Annotated in this window: 15 protein-coding genes; 11 read left to right on the forward strand and 4 right to left on the reverse strand. The window is 59.3% G+C overall.

The genetic code is table 11. The annotated features are described in order from the left end of the window. The first annotated feature begins 126 nt into the window (after nucleotides 1–126). Both GOV87_RS06945 and GOV87_RS06950 read left to right on the forward strand, forming a co-directional pair. A complete protein-coding gene (locus GOV87_RS06945; RefSeq protein ID WP_171211268.1) occupies nucleotides 127–693 on the forward strand; it encodes a TetR/AcrR family transcriptional regulator in 567 nt (188 codons plus the stop codon). Between the two features lie 113 nt (nucleotides 694–806). Beyond that, nucleotides 807–1,964, forward strand: a complete 1,158-nt coding sequence (locus GOV87_RS06950; RefSeq protein ID WP_171211269.1) for an acyl-CoA dehydrogenase family protein — start codon at nucleotides 807–809, stop codon at nucleotides 1,962–1,964. A gap of 105 nt (nucleotides 1,965–2,069) precedes the next feature. Here GOV87_RS06950 and GOV87_RS06955 read toward each other — a convergent pair whose 3' ends face one another. Continuing rightward, entirely contained in the window at nucleotides 2,070–2,984 is a 915-nt protein-coding gene (locus tag GOV87_RS06955; protein WP_171126245.1) for a LysR substrate-binding domain-containing protein, read from the reverse strand. A 237-nt stretch (nucleotides 2,985–3,221) separates the two neighbouring features. On the opposite strand from GOV87_RS06955, the gene GOV87_RS06960 reads away from it, so the two are divergent. The 3 genes from GOV87_RS06960 to GOV87_RS06970 are packed head-to-tail and all read left to right on the forward strand — an operon-like array spanning nucleotide 3,222 to nucleotide 7,757. Continuing rightward, entirely contained in the window at nucleotides 3,222–5,414 is a 2,193-nt protein-coding gene (locus GOV87_RS06960) for a dehydrogenase E1 component subunit alpha/beta (protein ID WP_171211270.1), read from the forward strand. Beyond that, nucleotides 5,411–6,445, forward strand: a complete 1,035-nt coding sequence (locus GOV87_RS06965) for an ACP S-malonyltransferase (RefSeq protein WP_171211271.1) — start codon at nucleotides 5,411–5,413, stop codon at nucleotides 6,443–6,445. The genes GOV87_RS06960 and GOV87_RS06965 overlap by 4 nt, the downstream gene beginning before the upstream one ends. 40 nt (nucleotides 6,446–6,485) lie before the next feature. Then, nucleotides 6,486–7,757, forward strand: coding sequence for an NAD(P)/FAD-dependent oxidoreductase (locus GOV87_RS06970; protein WP_371813472.1), 1,272 nt, complete (start codon nucleotides 6,486–6,488; stop codon nucleotides 7,755–7,757). A 2-nt stretch (nucleotides 7,758–7,759) separates the two neighbouring features. On the opposite strand, the gene GOV87_RS06975 is transcribed toward GOV87_RS06970, so the two are convergent. Further along, nucleotides 7,760–8,461: an SDR family oxidoreductase gene (locus GOV87_RS06975; protein ID WP_171126242.1), complete on the reverse strand. Its 702-nt coding sequence runs from the start codon at nucleotides 8,459–8,461 to the stop codon at nucleotides 7,760–7,762. Between the two features lie 103 nt (nucleotides 8,462–8,564). On the opposite strand from GOV87_RS06975, the gene GOV87_RS06980 reads away from it, so the two are divergent. Continuing rightward, nucleotides 8,565–9,416, forward strand: a complete 852-nt coding sequence (locus tag GOV87_RS06980; RefSeq protein WP_171211273.1) for a LysR substrate-binding domain-containing protein — start codon at nucleotides 8,565–8,567, stop codon at nucleotides 9,414–9,416. On the opposite strand, the gene GOV87_RS06985 is transcribed toward GOV87_RS06980, so the two are convergent. Further along, the gene (locus tag GOV87_RS06985) at nucleotides 9,407–10,309 is read right to left on the reverse strand and encodes a LysR family transcriptional regulator (protein ID WP_171211274.1); all 903 of its coding nucleotides are present in this window, start codon (nucleotides 10,307–10,309) and stop codon (nucleotides 9,407–9,409) included. The two genes, GOV87_RS06980 and GOV87_RS06985, sit on opposite strands and share 10 nt — an antisense overlap. A 76-nt stretch (nucleotides 10,310–10,385) precedes the next feature. Here GOV87_RS06985 and GOV87_RS06990 point away from each other — a divergent pair, with 76 nt between their 5' ends. From GOV87_RS06990 to GOV87_RS07010, 5 genes are all read left to right on the forward strand, one after another. Next, complete coding sequence (locus GOV87_RS06990; protein ID WP_171211275.1) at nucleotides 10,386–13,598, forward strand: 2Fe-2S iron-sulfur cluster-binding protein; 3,213 nt, start codon at nucleotides 10,386–10,388, stop codon at nucleotides 13,596–13,598. 129 nt (nucleotides 13,599–13,727) lie between these two features. After that, complete coding sequence (locus GOV87_RS06995; RefSeq protein WP_171211276.1) at nucleotides 13,728–14,594, forward strand: xanthine dehydrogenase family protein subunit M; 867 nt, start codon at nucleotides 13,728–13,730, stop codon at nucleotides 14,592–14,594. Next, a complete protein-coding gene (locus GOV87_RS07000) occupies nucleotides 14,591–15,070 on the forward strand; it encodes a (2Fe-2S)-binding protein (RefSeq protein WP_171126237.1) in 480 nt (159 codons plus the stop codon). The genes GOV87_RS06995 and GOV87_RS07000 overlap by 4 nt, the downstream gene beginning before the upstream one ends. Further along, nucleotides 15,070–17,325, forward strand: a complete 2,256-nt coding sequence (locus tag GOV87_RS07005) for a xanthine dehydrogenase family protein molybdopterin-binding subunit (RefSeq protein WP_171211277.1) — start codon at nucleotides 15,070–15,072, stop codon at nucleotides 17,323–17,325. The genes GOV87_RS07000 and GOV87_RS07005 overlap by 1 nt, the downstream gene beginning before the upstream one ends. Next, nucleotides 17,318–17,563 carry a MoaD/ThiS family protein gene (locus tag GOV87_RS07010; RefSeq protein ID WP_170385336.1) on the forward strand — a complete coding sequence of 82 codons (246 nt, stop codon included), beginning with the start codon at nucleotides 17,318–17,320 and terminating at the stop codon, nucleotides 17,561–17,563. The genes GOV87_RS07005 and GOV87_RS07010 overlap by 8 nt, the downstream gene beginning before the upstream one ends. On the opposite strand, the gene GOV87_RS07015 is transcribed toward GOV87_RS07010, so the two are convergent. Next, nucleotides 17,560–18,264 (reverse strand): DUF374 domain-containing protein, encoded by a 705-nt coding sequence (locus GOV87_RS07015; RefSeq protein ID WP_171211278.1) that lies wholly within the window; start codon nucleotides 18,262–18,264, stop codon nucleotides 17,560–17,562. The two genes, GOV87_RS07010 and GOV87_RS07015, sit on opposite strands and share 4 nt — an antisense overlap. Nucleotides 18,265–18,354: the final 90 nt, after the last annotated feature.

Genomic DNA, 18,354 nt, shown 5'->3' on the forward strand with positions numbered 1-18,354 from the left:
TATTTTTCTCGGGGCTGTATTGTAAGGTGCTTGTGTTACTTGAGATATTCCCCGCAGATTTGGAAAGAGGTTGTAGTTTTCAGATCAAAATAATATGTACAGATCAGTCAAGGATTGAGCTACTAAATGCGCCCAAACAAACGAGATGAACTGGTCCGCAAGGCCCTGCAGGTCTTTTACCAAGACGGATTTCACGCCACGGGTATGGATAAGCTGGTGGTGGAAACTGGTGTGTCCAAGACCTCGATGTACAAGCATTTCCGAACCAAAGAGGAATTGATCCTTGCTGCGCTGCGTTTGCGGGACGAGAACTTTAGAAACTGGTTTCTGCGTCGCATAGAAGAACTTGCCGACACGCCGGCTGATCAGTTGATCGCCAGTTTCGACGCCTTGGGTGAATGGTTCGAAGAGGATGGATTTCGCGGCTGCATGTTCATCAAGGCTGGTGCAGAGTTTCAGGACAAGACGCATCCGATCCATGTTCAGGCGGCCGAACATAAACGCCTGCTGTTGGAGTATTTCACCGATCTTGCACGCAGGGCAGGCGCGTCTGCCCCTGAGGCACTTGCCTGTCAGATTCTATTGCTGAAAGAAGGGGCCATCGTAACGGCGGTTCTGCTCAAATCCTGCGACCCGGCCCGCGAAGCCAAGGCCGCCGCAAAGATTCTTTTGGAAGCGGCGTTGCTGAATTAGGTTCGGCCCGTTCGAATTCCTGAAATGACGTTGCGTTGCGGGTCTTTGCGCGCATTGGATCGGCTGTCGGTGCAGATTACGGTGCGCAAAATTTGTTTTTGGGAGGACGCTCTATGTCTCTGTTTTCTGCTACATCCGCTTGGGCGACAGAAGAACACAAGATGTTCGCTGAAATGGCGAGCCGATTTATGGCAGATGAACTGGTGCCGAATATCGAACGGTGGAACGACAACGGTGTTGTTGACCGGGAATTCTGGCGCAAGGCGGGGGATATGGGGCTGATGGCGGGTGCCATCCCCGAGGAATACGGCGGCGTTGGCGGCGACATTGGGTTTGACGCGATCACGATGTATGCGCAAACCTCACATGGGGACGCAGGTTGGGGGTATGGAATTCAGTCCATCGTGACCCACTATGTTACTGCCTACGGAAGCGATGAGCAGAAACAAAAGTGGCTGCCCAAGCTGGCCTCTGGCGAAATGGTTGGCGCATTGGCGATGACCGAACCGGGGACGGGATCTGACGTTCAGTCCATCCGTACGATCGCAGAAAAGGACGGGAACTGCTATCGCCTGAATGGCTCTAAGATTTTCATCACCAATGGGCAATCTGCCGACCTTATTCTGGTTGCGGCGAAAACCGACAAGTCCGAGGGCTCCAAGGGAGTTTCACTGGTCGCCGTCGAAACAGACGGCGCCGAAGGGTTTCGCAAAGGGCGCAACCTGAAAAAACTGGGTATGAAAGGCAACGATACGGCCGAGCTGTTCTTTGAAGACGTGAAGGTTCCGATGACGAACCTGATCGGGCCCGAAGAAGGGCAGGGTTTCTACCAGATGATGAAACAACTGCCGTGGGAACGCCTGACGATCGCTATCATCGCGCTGGGGTCTATTGATTACGCAATCGCCGAAACGGTGAAATACACGCAGGAACGCAAAGCCTTTGGGCAGCGTGTCATGGATTTCCAGAACACCCGCTTCAAGCTAGCCGAGTGCAAGACCAAGGCCGAAATTCTGCGCAGCTTTGTGAGCGATTGTATTGCCAAGCTGGAGGCAGGAACTTTGGACGCTGCGACGGCGTCCATGGCCAAATATTGGGGGTCCGAGGCGCAAAACGAAGTCATGCATGAATGCCTTCAGCTTTTCGGTGGTTACGGGTTCATGATGGAGTATCCCATTGCCCGCCTTTACACGGACGCGCGGGTTCAGATGATTTACGGTGGCACCAACGAGATTATGAAGGAATTGATCGCCCGTTCGCTGGATACCTAGATCGAAAGAGGCTCTCCCGCCCGTCGTCGATGTTTCTGTCGAAACACCTCCTCCCGTTGGGCATGGCAGGTGCCAACTGGCAGTTAAGTTGAAGGCGGCGCTGGCTTAGTCCGCGTCAGAGCTGTCGGTATCTGAAGCCGCAACCTGATCTTGCAGCCAGAGCCGGAATGACTTGAGCGGCTCAGGCTCTGCTCTGGATTGCGGCCAAACAAGGTAGAAATCGCCCAGACTGAAACCCGGACCGTCCCAGGCAAGGGCCAGTCGTCCAGACTTTAGGTCATCATCAACCAAATAGCTGGGCAGCAATGCAACGCCCAGCCCATGAATGGTTGCCTGGCACATTGTCGAGAACTGGTCAAACAGCATTCCCTGAATGCCCGAAACCTCGTGCCCTTGAACGGCGAACCATTTCTCCCACGCGTCGGGGCGCGTTTCCAATTGCAGAAGGGGCGCTTTCAGCAACCACTCGATGTTGCCGTTCTGGTCGGGTAGCAGCGCGGGCGCGCAGACCGGCAGGACGTCTTCTCGCATGATGGGAAGGTAGTTGACGCCGGTCCAGTCTTTGCGGCCGAAATGGATTGCGGCGTCAAAGCGTTCCCTGTCAAAATCAAAGGGGCGCAGGCGTGTATTCAGGTTCACCGTGACCTCGGGGTGCTTGCGGGCAAAGTCCTGAAGGCGTGGCGCCAACCAGTGCATTCCGAACGCGGGCAGTATCGAAAGGTTCAGGGATCCGCCGGTCGGGTTGGCCTTTAGTTTCAACGAAGCCTGCGCCAACTGATGCAAGGTCGCGCGGGCCACCTGAACATATTCCTGTGCCGCAGGCGTCAAGTGAAGCCGCATATGACTGCGTTGGATGAGGTCGACGCCCAACTGTTCTTCCAAAGTCTTGAGCTGCCGACTGATTGCGCTTTGGGTCAGGGACAGTTCTTCGGCAGCGGCCGAGGCGCTTCCCAAACGATCCACGGCCTCAAGCGCCAGCAGCGAGGGGATCGAGGGCAGAAACCGACGAGGCGCAATCATATGATATTTCCTCATACCTTTTGAATGGAATATCACTGGCCTTTCGTGTGCGCCAGTCCGATACAGAGATCTGGGTTCACTTGTGGCGAAGGTGCCTTGGGGCCGGGCCGGATGGGATGTGTTGGCGGTGCAAGGTGCAACGGCGACTTTCCGTTGCCAAAACCGTGTGAAGCCTGTGACAAAGAGAGTATCCCATCGTGGATGCTGCTGCGAAACAGTTTTTGAATGAGGCCGCTGATGGATCGCGCTCAGATCGTTCACGACAATTTTCTGACCCGGGTCGCACAGGGGGATCTGCCAGACGGCCCATTGCCTTGCCCGGGGTTGAACAAGACAGACGCGGTTTCCCTGTTTCGGTCGCAAGTGCTTAGTCGGGCGTTGGACCGGACCAGCCGTGCGATGCAGAAGGCGGGGCAGGGGTTCTATACCATCGGCTCCTCGGGGCACGAAGGGATGGCTGCGGTGGCTCATGCATTGCGCCCGACCGATATCGCGTTCCTGCATTACCGCGATGCGGCGTTTCAAATTGCGCGGTCCGAGCAAGTGCCGGGTCAGCAGATAGCGTGGGACATGTTGCTAAGCTTTGCCTGCTCGAAAGAAGAGCCGACATCGGGAGGGCGGCATAAGGTCTTGGGGTCCAAGGCGCTGATGATCCCGCCGCAGACGTCTACGATTGCCAGCCACCTGCCCAAGGCGGTTGGCGCGGCCTATTCATTGGGCGCGGCACGGCGTCACGATCCCGAACACCGGGAACTGCCTGAAGATGGAATAGCGATGTGTTCCTTTGGTGATGCGTCGGCCAACCATTCGACAGCTCAGGGCGCGATCAATACGGCGGGTTGGACCAGTGTTCAGTCAACGCCGTTGCCTCTTTTGTTTGTGTGCGAGGATAACGGGATCGGCATTTCGGTGAAGACGCCCACAGGTTGGATTCAGGCGTCCATGCAGCACCGACCGGGGATAAAGTACTTCCAAGCCAACGGTTTGGACATTTTTGAAACTTTTGCCGTGGCTAAAGAAGCTGCTGACTACGTCCGAACCCGGCGCAAGCCAGTGTTTCTGCATCTGCGCACTGTGCGCCTTTATGGTCATGCCGGGGCGGACGTGCCCACGACCTATTTGACAAAGTCCGAAGTTGAAGCGGATGAGGCGAATGATCCTCTACTGCATTCGGTGCGACTGTTGGGTCAGGCAGGCGCGCTGACGCCCGATCAGGCGCTGAAGATTTACAATGACACCTGCGCCCGAACTGCGCGTATCGCAGCCGAGGCCGCTTCGCGCCCGCACCTGGCCGACGCGGCTGAGGTCATGGCAAGCCTGATTCCCCCAACACGTGCCTGCAAGCCCGCCAATGGCCCAAGCGCCGAGGCACGCACGCGCGCGTTTGGAAGCGATCTACGCGCGATGGACGATCCCCAACCCATGAGCCGACTGATTAACTGGGCACTGACCGATTTGATGCTGGAGCATGGCGAGATTGTCTGTATGGGCGAAGATGTCGGTCGCAAGGGCGGCGTCTATGGCGTGACGCAAAAGCTGCAACAACGGTTCGGGCCGGATCGGGTTATTGATACGCTGTTGGACGAGCAATCAATTCTGGGGCTGGCAATCGGCATGGGGCATAACGGGTTCATCCCGATCCCCGAAATCCAGTTCCTCGCCTATCTTCACAATGCCGAAGACCAGATCAGGGGCGAGGCGGCAACCCTACCGTTTTTCTCGAACGGCCAGTTCTCGAACCCGATGGTTCTGCGGATTGCGGGTCTGGGGTATCAGAAAGGGTTCGGGGGGCATTTCCACAACGACAACTCTCTGGCCGTATTGCGCGATATTCCCGGGGTGATTATCGCCTGCCCTTCGACAGGATCGGACGCTGCGCAGATGCTGCGTGAATGCGTGCGGCTGGCGCGGGAAGAACAACGTGTTGTGGTGTTTCTGGAACCTATCGCGCTGTATCCCATGCGCGATCTGCACGAAGCTCAGGATGCCGGGTGGATGACGACCTATCCCTCGCCGGATCAACGCATCGCGATAGGAGAGGTCGGGGTGCACGGTGACGGGACCGATCTGGCGATCGTCACCTATGGCAACGGGCACTACCTGTCGCAAAAGGCGCTGCCTGCTTTGCGGGCGGCTGGGCTAAAGCCTCGTGTCATTGATATGCGCTGGCTTGCGCCACTACCGGCAGAAGCGCTGCGCGCGGCGACCAAGGGATGCAAACATATCCTGATCATGGATGAATGCCGCCGGACCGGAAGCCAGTCCGAGGCGTTGATGGCCTTTTTTGCCGAAAACAGCGCCGATACCCCTGTCGCACGGGTCGTGGCTGAGGACTGCTTTATCGCGACCGGCCCCGCCTATGCCGCGCCTTTACCGTCAGAAGAAAGCATTGTTGAAGCTGCGCTCAAGCTGACCGGAGGCCGATCATGACCCGCACCGCTGTTGTCATCTGCCCCGGGCGGGGCACTTATAATAAGCCTGAGCTGGGATATTTGCATCGCCACCACGCAGACCGCATGGACATGCTCCGCCGGTTTGACGATCTTCGCGCTGAAGCCGGACAAGAGCGGGTAACTGATCTGGACGGCGCGGGGCGCTTTTCGGTCAGCAAATATTCGCGGGGGGATGTCGCCTCGCCTTTGATCTATGCGGCATCCTTATCGGATGCCTGGGATCTGGCTGAAGATATCGAGGTGGTCGCTGTCACCGGGAACTCGATGGGGTGGTATATCGCCCTGGCCGTGGCGGGCGCGTTCTCGCCCGAGAACGGGTTCCGCGTCGTGAACACCATGGGGACGCTGATGCAGGATCACCTGATCGGCGGGCAGCTTGTCTATCCCTTTACGGATGAGACATGGAAAAACGATCCGGTCCGCAAGGCGGAGTTGCTGGCCGATGTCGCGCGGATCAATGCGATCGACGGTCATAATCTGGCATTGTCGATCGACTTGGGGGGTATGCTCGTGCTGGCGGGCAATGAGGTGGGGCTGAAGGCCTTTGAAACCTCTCAGCCTGTTGTCCAAAATCAGTTCCCAATGCGACTGGCGAACCACGCCGCATTCCATACACCCCTGCAAGCGCCAGTCGCCGCTGAGGGGCGGGCGCGCCTAGGGGTTGAACTTTTCAGCCAACCGACCCGGCCCCTTATCGACGGGCGGGGCAAGGTTTGGTGGCCGGGCGCTACGGATACGCAGGAACTTTGGGATTATACGCTGGGGCATCAGGTGACGGAGGCCTACGACTTCACCCGTTCCGTACAGACGGCGGCCCGCGAATTCGCACCTGACCTTTTCATAGTCACCGGTCCCGGCGCAACGCTGAGCGGTGCTGTTGCGCAATCACTGGTGCAGGCGAATTGGCGTGGGATGCAGGACAAGGCCGCTTTTCAGGAACAGCAGGACACGCAGCCAATTCTTCTTGCCATGGGGCGCGAGGATCAAAGGGCCCTTGCAACCGGCTGATGCAAGCCGGATGATCCGAACAATTTTCAAGGAGCAGCCCGTGCGCGACCACGACCAGTCCCTTTGGCAACAGACCTGCCGCGAACGGGTCGAAAGCACTGTGCTGACAAATACTCTGACCGTCGATCTTGCGGTGATCGGCGGGGGGTATACCGGCTGCGCGGCGGCGTTGACCGCTGCGCGTGCCGGGGCGTCGGTTTGTTTGCTTGAGGCGCAAGAGATCGGGCATGGCGGGTCAGGCCGCAATGTGGGTCTTGCAAATGCCGGATTGTGGCTGCCACCCGAGGATATCCGGGCACATCTGGGGGCAGCGTCAGGGGATCGCCTGATCAACCTGCTTGCTGTCGCACCTGCCGACGTCTTTGAACTGATCGAGCGGCACACGATTGATTGCGAACCTGTGCGCAACGGAACCCTGCATTGCGCCCATTCCGGTGCGGGTTTGAAAGATCTGCAAAACCGCTACGCGCAGCAACGCGCAGTGGGTGCGCCGGTTGAGTTGTTATCCACCGATCAGACGCGCCAACGCACAGGCAGCGCGGCTTTCCACGGATCACTGTTTGACCCGCGGGCCGGAACCATTCAACCGCTGGGCTATGTGCGCGGGCTTGCACGGGCTGCGTCCGAGGCCGGGGCGCAGTTTTTCACGCGCAGCCCGGTTCAATCGTTGACCCGTAGCGGGGATATCTGGGTGCTTGAAACGGAACGAGGCTCAGTGCGAGCCAAAGCCGTGATTCAGGCCACAAACGCCTATCATCAAAGCCTTGCGGCGTCGGCACCGGCTTATGTCCCCGTCTACTATTTCCAGTTTTCCACCGCCCCCTTGTCGGACAACCTGCGGGCCAGCATTTTGCCGGGCGGAGAAGGGTGTTGGGATACTGGGTTGATCATGACCTCATTCCGCGTCGATCAGGATGGTCGGTTCATTATCGGTGCGATGGGCGATCTTTCACACGCGGGGAGTGGAGCGCACAGGCGTTGGATTCGGCGCAAATTGTCCGAACTGTTCCCGCAACTGTCCGACCAGCCGTTGACTGAGGGCTGGCATGGGCGGATCGCGATGACCTCGGATCATATCCCGAAGATCACCGAGATTGGCCCAAACGCGCTTTCTGTCCATGGGTATTCCGGGCGAGGCATCGGGCCGGGAACCGTGTTTGGCCGGTTGGTGGCCGAAAGCCTGTTGCGCGAAGATCCCGATCTCTTGCCCGTCCCGATGGTGTCGGAATACTGCGAAAGCTGGACCGGCCTGCGCCGCGCCTATTTTGAGGCCGGCGCGGCGTTGACTCATTTTGTCAAAGCGCGGTTCTGAATTCAGACCGACCGGGTAATGCCGCCGTCAACGCGTATGTTTTGGCCCGTGATGTAACCCCCGCCTTCTGACGCAAGCAATGCAACGACCGAGGCGATCTCATCATAGCTGCGCCCATATCGGCCCATAGGAATGCGGGCGCGGAAATCCTCGTTCTCGGGCAGGCTGTCGATAAAGCCGGGCAGGACGTTGTTCATGCGGATATTGTCAGCGGCGTATTTGTCTGAATACAGCTTGGTGAAGGCGGCAAGGCCAGCGCGGAACACGCCCGAGGTTGGAAACACGGGGTCAGGCTCGAACGCAGCAAAAGTCGATATGTTGATGATCGAGCCACCGCCTTGCGCCTGCATGATCGGCGTCACCAGCCGCGTTGGCCGGACGGCGTTCATGAAATACACATCCATTCCCGTGTGCCAGTCTTCATCGGTCAGATCCAGAATGGGCGCGCGCGGCCCGTGCCCCGCGGAATTCACAAGCACATCTATGCGTCCCCAATGGGCCATCGCTGCATCGACCAGTTTTTGCAGGTCGTCTGTCGACTGGTTCGACCCGGTCACGCCGACCCCGCCCAGTTCATGCGCCAATGCCTCGCCTTTGCCCGACGAGGACAGGATGCCCACCTTGAACCCGTCGGCGGCCAAGCGGCGGGCAGAATCTGCCCCCATGCCGCTGCCGCCTGCTGTAATTAGCGCTACTTTCGTCATCTCAAGCCTCCGATGTCTGGTGCCCTAAGGATGCGCTCTGACTGGCGGTTTGACCAATCAGTTCTTCTGTCTTTATGCTGTAGAAAAACTACAGGATAGGCAGATGGCAGCCTTGCCCCCATTGAACGCGCTCCGCGCCTTTGAAGTTGCGGCCCGGCATTTGAATTTCCGGCTTGCTGCAGAGGAGCTTGGCGTCACTCAGGGTGCCGTGGCGCAGCAGGTCCGTGGGCTTGAGGCGCGACTGGCGGAAAAGCTGTTTGAACGTCTGCCGCACGGTTTGGCGCTGACCGAGGCGGGTCGTCGTTTTCATGCGCCACTGCGCCGGGCGTTCAGGTTGATTGAAGACGCCGTGGATGAATTGTCCAGCGATCAGCAGGTTGTTGTTTCAGTGACACCAAGCTTCGCTTCGAAGTGGCTGGTGCCGCGTTTGCCAGATCTGACAGACAAGCATCCCGACATCTCGGTGAAAATTGATGCGCGGGAACGGCTGGCGGATTTCAAGGGTGACGGCGTGGACATCGCCGTGCGGCAGGGACGAGCGCCGTTTGGGGCGGGCCTGACATCAACCCCTTTGTTTTCAAATGCGTTCGTTCCGGTCTGCAGCCCCGAATTGGCAGGGGAGATCACGCGACCAGCGGACCTTTTGGACCACGTTCTTCTGAACGATACGCATGGGTTGTGGCCGCTGTTCCTTGAACGCCTTGGGCTGGTTGGCAAGCCTCGGGTTATGAGTTTCAGCCAGACGAGTCTGACCATTGACGCCGCTGCCTCGGGGCAGGGGATTGCACTGGCACATGAACCTCTGGTCGCGACGGAACTTGCATCGGGACGGCTTGAACGGCCCTTGTCGGATGTTCTGATCGAAGACCTTGGGTTCCATGTTGTCAGCCCGGCAAAACCGCGGCAGCCCGAATTGGTTGCGTTGATGAAGAACTGGCTGCTGTCTCAATCGTGAAGCGTGGCCGCTATGTTTTCTATTCGTCCCCGCAACCAGCGATGCGCGGGGTCATTGGCAAACCTCTGATGCCAGACCATGTAGATCGAGACCGGTTCACAGTGAAACGGTAACGGTGCGCAATCCAACGCGGCGAGGGGACCGTGCCTCATCAGGGCCGTGTCGGTTGAAATCAGGTCGCTTCCTTTCACAAAGGATGGGATGGCGTTGAAATGGGGTAAGGTGACCGTGGCGGGCCTGATCTGGTTTTGGTCCACACCCCGCATGACCGCGCGCGAACTGCGCCCGTCCGTGAACCGCACCTCGACATGTTCGGTTTCGCAATATGTTTTCCAATCGGTTGGCGGCTGGCGGCGGGTTCCGTCGTAATAGATCATCAGCGGGCTGCTGAGGACACGCTTTTGAAAGATGTCTGGCCCATCCGGTGGCAATGGGGACAGCATCAACTGACACCGGTCGCTGCGCAGCAGGTCCGGATCCGGTACGCCCGAGGGAATAAAGCCAAGCCGCAGTCTGATACCTTCGGAACGGACCAAGCGGAGCAGTTTGGGGAAGATCAACTCTCGCGGCATGTCGTTTGTGGCGATTTGAACGTGCAATTCCTCGGATAGCGGATCGAACGGGCGATCGTCGGTCAGCGCCCGCAATCCATCAAGCACGCCTTGCACCGGTTCTTTCAGGGACAGGGCGCGTTCGGTCGGTATCAGGCCTTGACCTGAACGAACAAACAAAGGGTCTCCCAGAACCTGCCTCAGCTTGGCCAGCGTATGGCTGATCGCCGATTGCGTAACGCCCATTCGGTCCGCAGCCTTTGAGACCGAGTTCTCCTCGAGTATCGTCAAAAAGACGCGCAGAACTTTGCCATCAAGGTCAGTGAAATCAATTTTGCTCATGCCGTCTATGATAATTCATGAATGGATTGGCGGTCCATGACGATTTAGATGACTTTGAGCAAACAGGAGGCACGCGATGGGGATCCGCTTTTTCTCGGACAGGAACAGGCCGGTACATATGGGGTCGTACCCTTTGGAACGGCTGGCTCGGCAGACCGCGATGCCAGATATGTCTGGGGCCCGTCAAATGCCGGTTCTCAGTTTCCAGCGCCCTAATCAGCCCGAAAGTATCGTGAATGCGATGGGTGAGTTTCAGGCGATGATGGATGCGATCCGCGACGGGTTCGTGAACCCGGTGCCGTCCGAGATACCCACAGATCCGACAGAGCGTGCCAACCACCTGAAGGCGTTTGGATATTTCAACGATGCATCCATGATGGGCTGCGGTCCGCTTCCCGCTGAGGCATTGCTGTCCGAACCCCGCCGCAACCCCGATATTGACCGTCTGGCCCATGCGTTGAAGACGCGCCAGACCAAGACGCTGGCGTCCGGCATCGACCTGATCATGGCCGATTTGAAGGAAAGCATGGAGGCCGAGCCGCGCCCCATGGACCGTCATCGTCATGCGATTGTCTTTCTGTACGAATACAACCGCGACCCAAATCCGGAAGAACCCGGGTCCGACTGGATCATGAACGCGCAGGACCACCGCGCATGTCTGCTGGCCACCGAGAACGCGGTGGTCATCGCCAATTACATCCGCATTCTGGGGTTTGACGCGCGGGCGCACACGGTCATGTCGTCCGAGGTTGATCTGGGAAAGCTCGCCGTCGCGGCGGGCCTGTGTTCGGTCGAGGACGGAGAGGTAGTTGCCCCATGGCTGGGCAAACGGTTCGGGCTGGCTGCCGTGACGACCGAGATGGAGATCGCGCATGATCTGCCATTGGCGCCGATGGCCCGGCAGCCGTGGTTTCACACCCAAGGCCCCGCTTGGTGGCTGGGTACGGGGTTTGCCAAGAACGCGCTGAATCGCGACGCTTATGCCAAACGGCGCTATGTGGATGGGGCGCATCCGTTTGAAAAACTCAAGCGGGTCGACGCGCCCACCACGTATATTGACGAAGAAAACGTCGCCCGCGTCCCCAAGCGCGCTGACATGTTCGCGCGGGCACAATTCGGCGACATGGGGAAAAACCTGCAGGACGCGGCGAAAGGCGGTTATTACGTTCGCAAAGCGGCCCCCAGTTTCGCGCAACGCCGCGCGCTGGGCGCATTTGTGTTGTTGCAGGATGGAGAAAGCGCGGACACGCCTCCACCAACCGATACCGCACGCAATGCCGCGAATATCAAGGCGGCCACGTATTTTCTGGGAGTTGATGCGGTGGGCCTCAGCCGGTGTCCCGAATGGGCATGGTATTCTCATGATGCGACGGGGGAAGAGATTACACCTCCCCACGACCAAGCCATCAGCATGATCATCGACCAAGGCTATGAAACGATGGAGGGCGCCAGCGGCGATGACTGGATCAGCGTCGCGCAGTCGATGCGCGCCTATCTGCGGTTCTCGCTTCTGGGTGGGGTGATCGCGCAGCAGATCCGTAACCTCGGGTGCAAGGCCCGCGCGCATACGGTAATGGATGGTGAGGTGCTGCAACCGCCCCTCCTGTTGTTGTCCGGGTTGGGTGAGGTCAGCCGGATCGGAGAGGTGATCTTGAATCCCTACCTCGGGCCGCGCCTGAAGTCCGGTGCGGTGACCACGGATATGCCGATAGCCCATGACAAGCCGATTGATTTCGGCCTCCAAACCTTTTGCGAGTCTTGCAACAAATGCGCCCGCGAATGTCCCTCGGGCGCGATCACCGCCGGGCCAAAGCTGATGTTCAACGGCTATGAAATCTGGAAATCCGACAGCCAGAAATGCGCCACCTACCGCGTGACCACGCCGGGCGGTGCAATGTGCGGGCGGTGCATGAAGACCTGCCCGTGGAACCTTGAGGGGATTTTCAAAGAGCGTCCGTTCCGATGGGCCGCGATGAACATCCCTCAGGCCGCGCCAGCGTTGGCGAAACTGGATGACACTGTCGGCAATGGCGGCCTGAACGACATCAAGAAATGGTGGTGGGACATCGAAGTGCAATCGGACGGCGCTTACCGCCCGACCGAGCATCCGTTGAACCGACGAGACCTGCAAACCGATCTTGATCTGAAATACGAAGACCAGACGCTTGCGGTCTACCCCGCCTATCTTGCGCCGCATCCCTGGCCCTATCCTTTTGGAATGGACCGCGAGGCCGGGATCGCCGCGTATCAGGCAATGGTGACCGCAGATGAATACAAGGCCCGCAAAGCTGCGGGTGATATGTCCGTGATTCACCGCTACGCGATTGCTGGCGATGCTCCGGTGATGCGGGTTGAACTGACGAAGGTCGGTAAGATGACGGCAGATGTGACCAAGTACGAATTCTCTACTCTGGACGGCTCGCCTTTGCCGGAATGGACCGCTGGCGCGCATCTGGACGTTCTGGTCGCGCCGGAATTCCTGCGGCAGTATTCTATGTCCGGCGACCCGTCCGACCGCATGACCTATCAGATCGGTGTGCTGCGCGAGGATGACGGGCGCGGCGGCTCGGCCCTGCTGCACCGGATTTTCAACGAGGGGCGCAAGGTCTTCATCTCGAAACCCATCAACCATTTTGAACTGGACGAAGGCGCGACCAAGAGTTTTCTGATGGGCGGCGGGATCGGAATAACGCCGATGATAGCCTTCGCCCATCGGTTGCACGCCTTGGGCAAACCGTTCGAACTGCATTATTCCGCCAGCACCCGCGCCGGGGCCGGGTATCTGGAAGACTTGGCGGGGATGCCTTGGGCGGATCATGTGCATTATCATTTATCGGACGAAGGCACGCGCGCCGACCTGGATGTGATCTTGAAAGGCTATCAGGACGGTTGGCATGTCTATACCTGCGGACCGGATCGGTTCATGGACGGGGTGATGCAGGCGGCTGAGCGTCAGGACTTTCCCGATGAGGCGCGGCATCTGGAGTATTTCTCGGTCCCCGAACAACCCGAATACGAGAATCACGAATTCACCTTGCGGCTGGCCAAGTCGGGCCGCGATCTGACCGTGCCCGCAGACAAGGACGCCGCGCAGGTGTTGAATGAGGCGGGTATACATGTGGATGTGAAATGCGCTGACGGCATCTGCGGGGTCTGTAAATGCGGCGTGGTCTCGGGTGAGGTCGAACACCGTGATTTCGTTTTGTCCAACAAGCAGCGCGAGGGGGCGATCATCCTTTGCCAAAGCCGAGCTGCGCAAAAAGATGGCGTGATCGAGATCGACCTCTGATCGGAAGTTTAGAAACGACATTTTGAATCGCAAAATTTGGTCGTTCCAGCCATGGACGCCGGGGCGGTGCTGCACTAACGTCCCCTGCGAACCCCAGTGAATCCTGATCAACAGGTGCGAGGTATTTTCATGGATTATCACAGCCCCGCCAGTTTCGCCGAGGCGTCGGCTCTGGCTGCAAACGCAACGGGCGTCACCCGCTTTCTGGCTGGCGGAACGGATGTTCTAGTGCAGTTGCGCTCGGAATTGGTCACGCCCGACACACTGATCGACATCAAGAAAATCGACGGTGTCAGCGACATAACCCGCAACGCTGATGGAAGCTGGACGCTGGGCGTTGCCGCCACCGGCGCCGAGATGAGCGAACACCCCGAGCTTGGCCGCGACTGGCCCGGCGTGGTTGAGGCGATGGATTTGATCGGATCCACGCAGGTGCAGGGCCGCGCAACGCTGACCGGCAACTTGTGCAATGGTTCTCCGGCGGCGGATTCGGTGCCTGCGATGGTCGCGGCAGGCGTGACTGTGACGGTCACCGGCCCCAAAGGTGAGCGCGAGGTGGCGGTCGAAGACATCCCCACCGGCCCCGGCAAAACGTCGCTGGCCAAGGGCGAGGTTGTCTCAGCCGTGAATATCCCTGTGCGCGGGGACAACGCGGGCGACGCCTATCTGCGGTTCATTCCGCGCACCGAGATGGATATCGCCGTGGTCGGCGTAGGTGTCAGCCTGCGTCTGGATGGCGATACTGTGGTCGAGGCGCGTGTGTCGCTGGGCGCGGTCGCGCCAACAGTGCTGTTGGTTGAAGATTGCGCCAAAGCCATCATCGGCAGCACGCTGGACGACGCGGCGCTGGATGCGCTGGCGGCAGCGGCCTCTGCAGCCTGCAACCCGATTGACGATAAACGCGGCACGATCGCATTCCGCACCGAGGTCGCTGGCGTTCTGGCCAAACGTGCCGCGAAAATCGCCTATGCCCGCGCGAAGGGAGAAAAAGCATGAGTAAGCTCCACGTATCCACCACCGTGAACGGGGATGAGGTCGATTTTCTGTGCGACCCCCGTGAAACCTTGTTGGACTGTCTGCGCGACAAGCTGAACCTGACCGGCGCGAAAGAGGGCTGCGGAACCGGCGACTGCGGCGCGTGTTCCGTCACCGTCGATGGCCGTTTGGTCTGTTCGTGCCTGATGTTGGGTGCCGAGGCCGAGGGTAAGCAGATCGAAACCGTCGAAGGTATCGCGGATGGTGACGTGCTGCACCCGTTACAGCAGAAGTTCATCGACCATGCCGCCCTGCAATGTGGCATCTGCACACCGGGCATTCTGGTGGCGGCCAAGTCGCTGCTGGAAAAGAACCCCAACCCGACCGAGGAAGAAACCAGGTACTGGCTTGCAGGCAACCTTTGCCGCTGCACCGGTTATGACAAGATCATTCGCGCCGTGATGGAAACGGCAGAAGAATTGCGGGAGGCGTCGTAATGGCTCTGGACGATCGTAAGACAGAATTTACCTTTGTCGGCACTCGCCCGAACCGCCCAGACGGGTTGGACAAGGTCACGGGCCGGGCCAAGTTTGGCGCGGACATGTCAGCCCCGGGGATGCTGCACGGTGCGATCCTGCGCTCGCCCCATGCCCATGCGCGGATTGTGAAGATCGACGCGTCCAAAGCTGAGGCGTTGAAGGACGTCAAAGCCGTCGTCACCCGCGCCGATTTCGCCGAAGTGCCGTTCATGCCCGGCCTGGAAGGTGAGTTCTGGAATGTGCTGGAAAACGTCATGGCGGGGGAAAAGGCGCTGTATGACGGGCACGCAGTTGCGGCCGTTGCGGCGACATCGGCTCTGGCCGCGCGCGACGCGCTGAAACTGATCGAGGTCGAGTACGAGGTTCTGCCCCACGTCACTGACGTGGACAAGGCGATGGCCCCGGATGCGCCGGTCATCCGCGAAGGGGCTGCGGATTATTCCGTGCCCGAGGGGATGCATCCCAACGTTGTGCGTTATCACGAAAGCGGCCATGGCGATGTCGAGGCCGGGTTCGCCGAGGCAGATCTGGTGATCGAAGACAGTTTCGTCACCGAAGCCACCCATCAGGGCTATATCGAACCGCATGCCTGTCTGGGGATGCTGGGCACTGACGGCAAGGGTGAGCTGTGGTGTACCACTCAAGGCCACTGGATCGCGCAAAAAACCTGTGCGGCGCTTTTGGGCATCGAAACCTCGCAATTGCGCGTCACCGCCTCCGAGATCGGAGGCGGTTTCGGTGGCAAGACAACGGTATTCATCGAACCTGTCGCGCTGGCACTCAGCCGCAAGGCCAACCGGCCCGTTAAAGTTGTGATGACTCGACCCGAGGTGTTCCGGGCGACCGGTCCGACAGCTTCGGCGTCGATGGATATCAAAATCGGGATGAAGAAGGACGGAACTATTTCCGCCGCGCAGGGTGTATTCCGCTTGCAGGGTGGGGCATTCCCGGGCGCGCCTGGCGACATGACCGCCATGTGCGCTTTTGCGCCTTATAACCTGACTAACGTCAAGCAGATCGGCTATGACGTCATGGCCAACCGTCCGAAACAGGCCGCCTACCGTGCGCCGGGTGCGCCAATGGGCGCGTTTGCCGTCGAGTCGGTGATTGACGAGCTGTGCAAGAAACTGGGTCTGGACCCGGTCGATGTACGCCTGAAAAACGCGGCCCATGAAGGGACCAAGGCCAGCTATGGCCCGCGCTATCAGCGGATCGGTCTGGTTGAAACGCTGGAAGCGGCCAAGGCGCATCCGCATTATTCGGCCCCACTGAAGCCAGGGCAGGGGCGCGGGATTTCCTGCGGGTTCTGGTTCAACCACGGCGGCGAGACAAGCGTGTCGCTGGCCCTGTCCGAGGACGGCTCGGCGCAGTTGATGGTGGGGACGCCGGATATTGGCGGCTCGCGCGCGTCGATGGCGCTGATGGCGGCCGAAGTGCTTGGTATCCCTTATGAAAACATCCGTGTGACAATCGCGGATACGGCGACGCTGGGCTATAACGATGTCAGCCACGGTTCACGCGTGACCTATGCCAGCGGTCTGGCGACCATCAAAGCGGCGCGCCATGCGGTTGAGAAACTGAGCGAACGCGCGGCGGCCAAGTGGGGCATCCCCGTGGACGCGGTAAAATGGGAAAACGGTTGCGCTGTCCCGTCTGGCCCCAATGCCGGAGATTTCGATCCGATGCCACTGGCTGATATCACGGCCAATATGGGCAGCACCGGGGGGCCGATCTCGGGCCATTTCGAGGCGACGCCCGAAGGTGCAGGTGTGTCCTTTGGTACGCATATTGTGGATGCCGAAGTTGATCCGGAAACGGGTAAGACCAGCATCACGCGCTATACGGTCATTCAGGACGCGGGCAAGGCCATCCACCCGACCTATGTGGAAGGCCAGTACCAGGGCGGCGCTGCACAAGGAATCGGTTGGGCGCTGAACGAGGAATATATCTATGGCGAGGATGGTCGGCTGCAAAACTCGATCTTCCTTGACTATCGCATCCCCGTCGCCAGCGACCTGCCCATGATCGACACGGTGATTGTCGAAGTCCCCAACCCCGGCCACCCGTTCGGCGTGCGCGGAGTGGGCGAAACAGGAATCGTGCCGCCTCTGGCCGCTATCGCAAATGCGGTATCGCAAGCGGCGGGCGTTCGAATGAAGCAACTGCCCATGTCCCCGCCGCGCATTCTGGCCGCGCTTAGGGACAATGGTTGAGGTTCACCTCTGGTCTGGTCTTCGGTCTTTGACCGGGGGCCAGCAGGTGGTGGAGGTCGATGCCAAGACCACGGGTGAGCTGCTACAGGAACTGGTGCGGCTACATCCTCAGCTTCAAGGGCCGATAGATGCCGGCGTGTCCATCGCGATTGACGGGCGCGTTGTAGCCAGCGGTCTGACCGAGCCGATCCCTGAAGGCAGCGAAATCTATCTGATGCAAAGGCTGAGGGGCGGTTAGCCCTTCGGCGACCACGGCTCGCGCCCAACCATCCGGTCAGCCTCGGCGGTGATGTCGTTCATATGTTTTTCAAGGCTGAGGCGCAGCGCTTCGATCTGGTCTTCGGTCGCTTTGCGCGGAACGGGATCCGTCCATTCGCGGCACAAAAAGACGCCTTCGTTCCGCCACGGGCGCGGCATCAGTAGGCGATCCCAGGTTCCAGCCTCGCTTCCGTATTTGGCTGAGAATGTGATGCCAAAGACCCGTTTGCCCGACGTGCGCGCCCAGATCAGGGGCACGGTTGAAGATACGCGTTCAGGCCCACGCGGACCATCGGCGGCGATCCCGATCGAGATACCCTGTTTCATCTTTCCAAGAACCTCGCGCGACAAGGCGACGTGGCGCTTGTGGCTGGACATGGCAATCGTGTCCATGCCGAACAGTTTCTGCACCCGGCCTACCATGCTGCCTGCACGTGCCGACGAGGTGATCGAACAGATGCGACCCTTGTCCAATGGAAAGAAATAGGGCGACTGCGCCAGTCGCTGATGCCACAGAACAACGATGACCGGTTCGCCTTGATCGGCCAGTTGGTCAAGTTCTTCGTACCCGATACGTTGCCACTTGGTATTGCGGTTGACCATCCGGATATAGCTTGCGATCCGCCGGGCCGCCCAGTTCAGAACGGCTTCGCTGTCGGCAATTTTCTTGCGGAGGTTCACGTCAGGCGTCCTTCTGTTGGCGAAAATGTGTCTTATAGAACTCAACGCCGCGCGCAACTTGTTTGTGAAATACATAACTGTGGCTGAATC

Origin of the sequence: Ruegeria sp. HKCCA5426, assembly GCF_013034585.1 — a bacterium.
Lineage (GTDB): Bacteria > Pseudomonadota > Alphaproteobacteria > Rhodobacterales > Rhodobacteraceae > Ruegeria.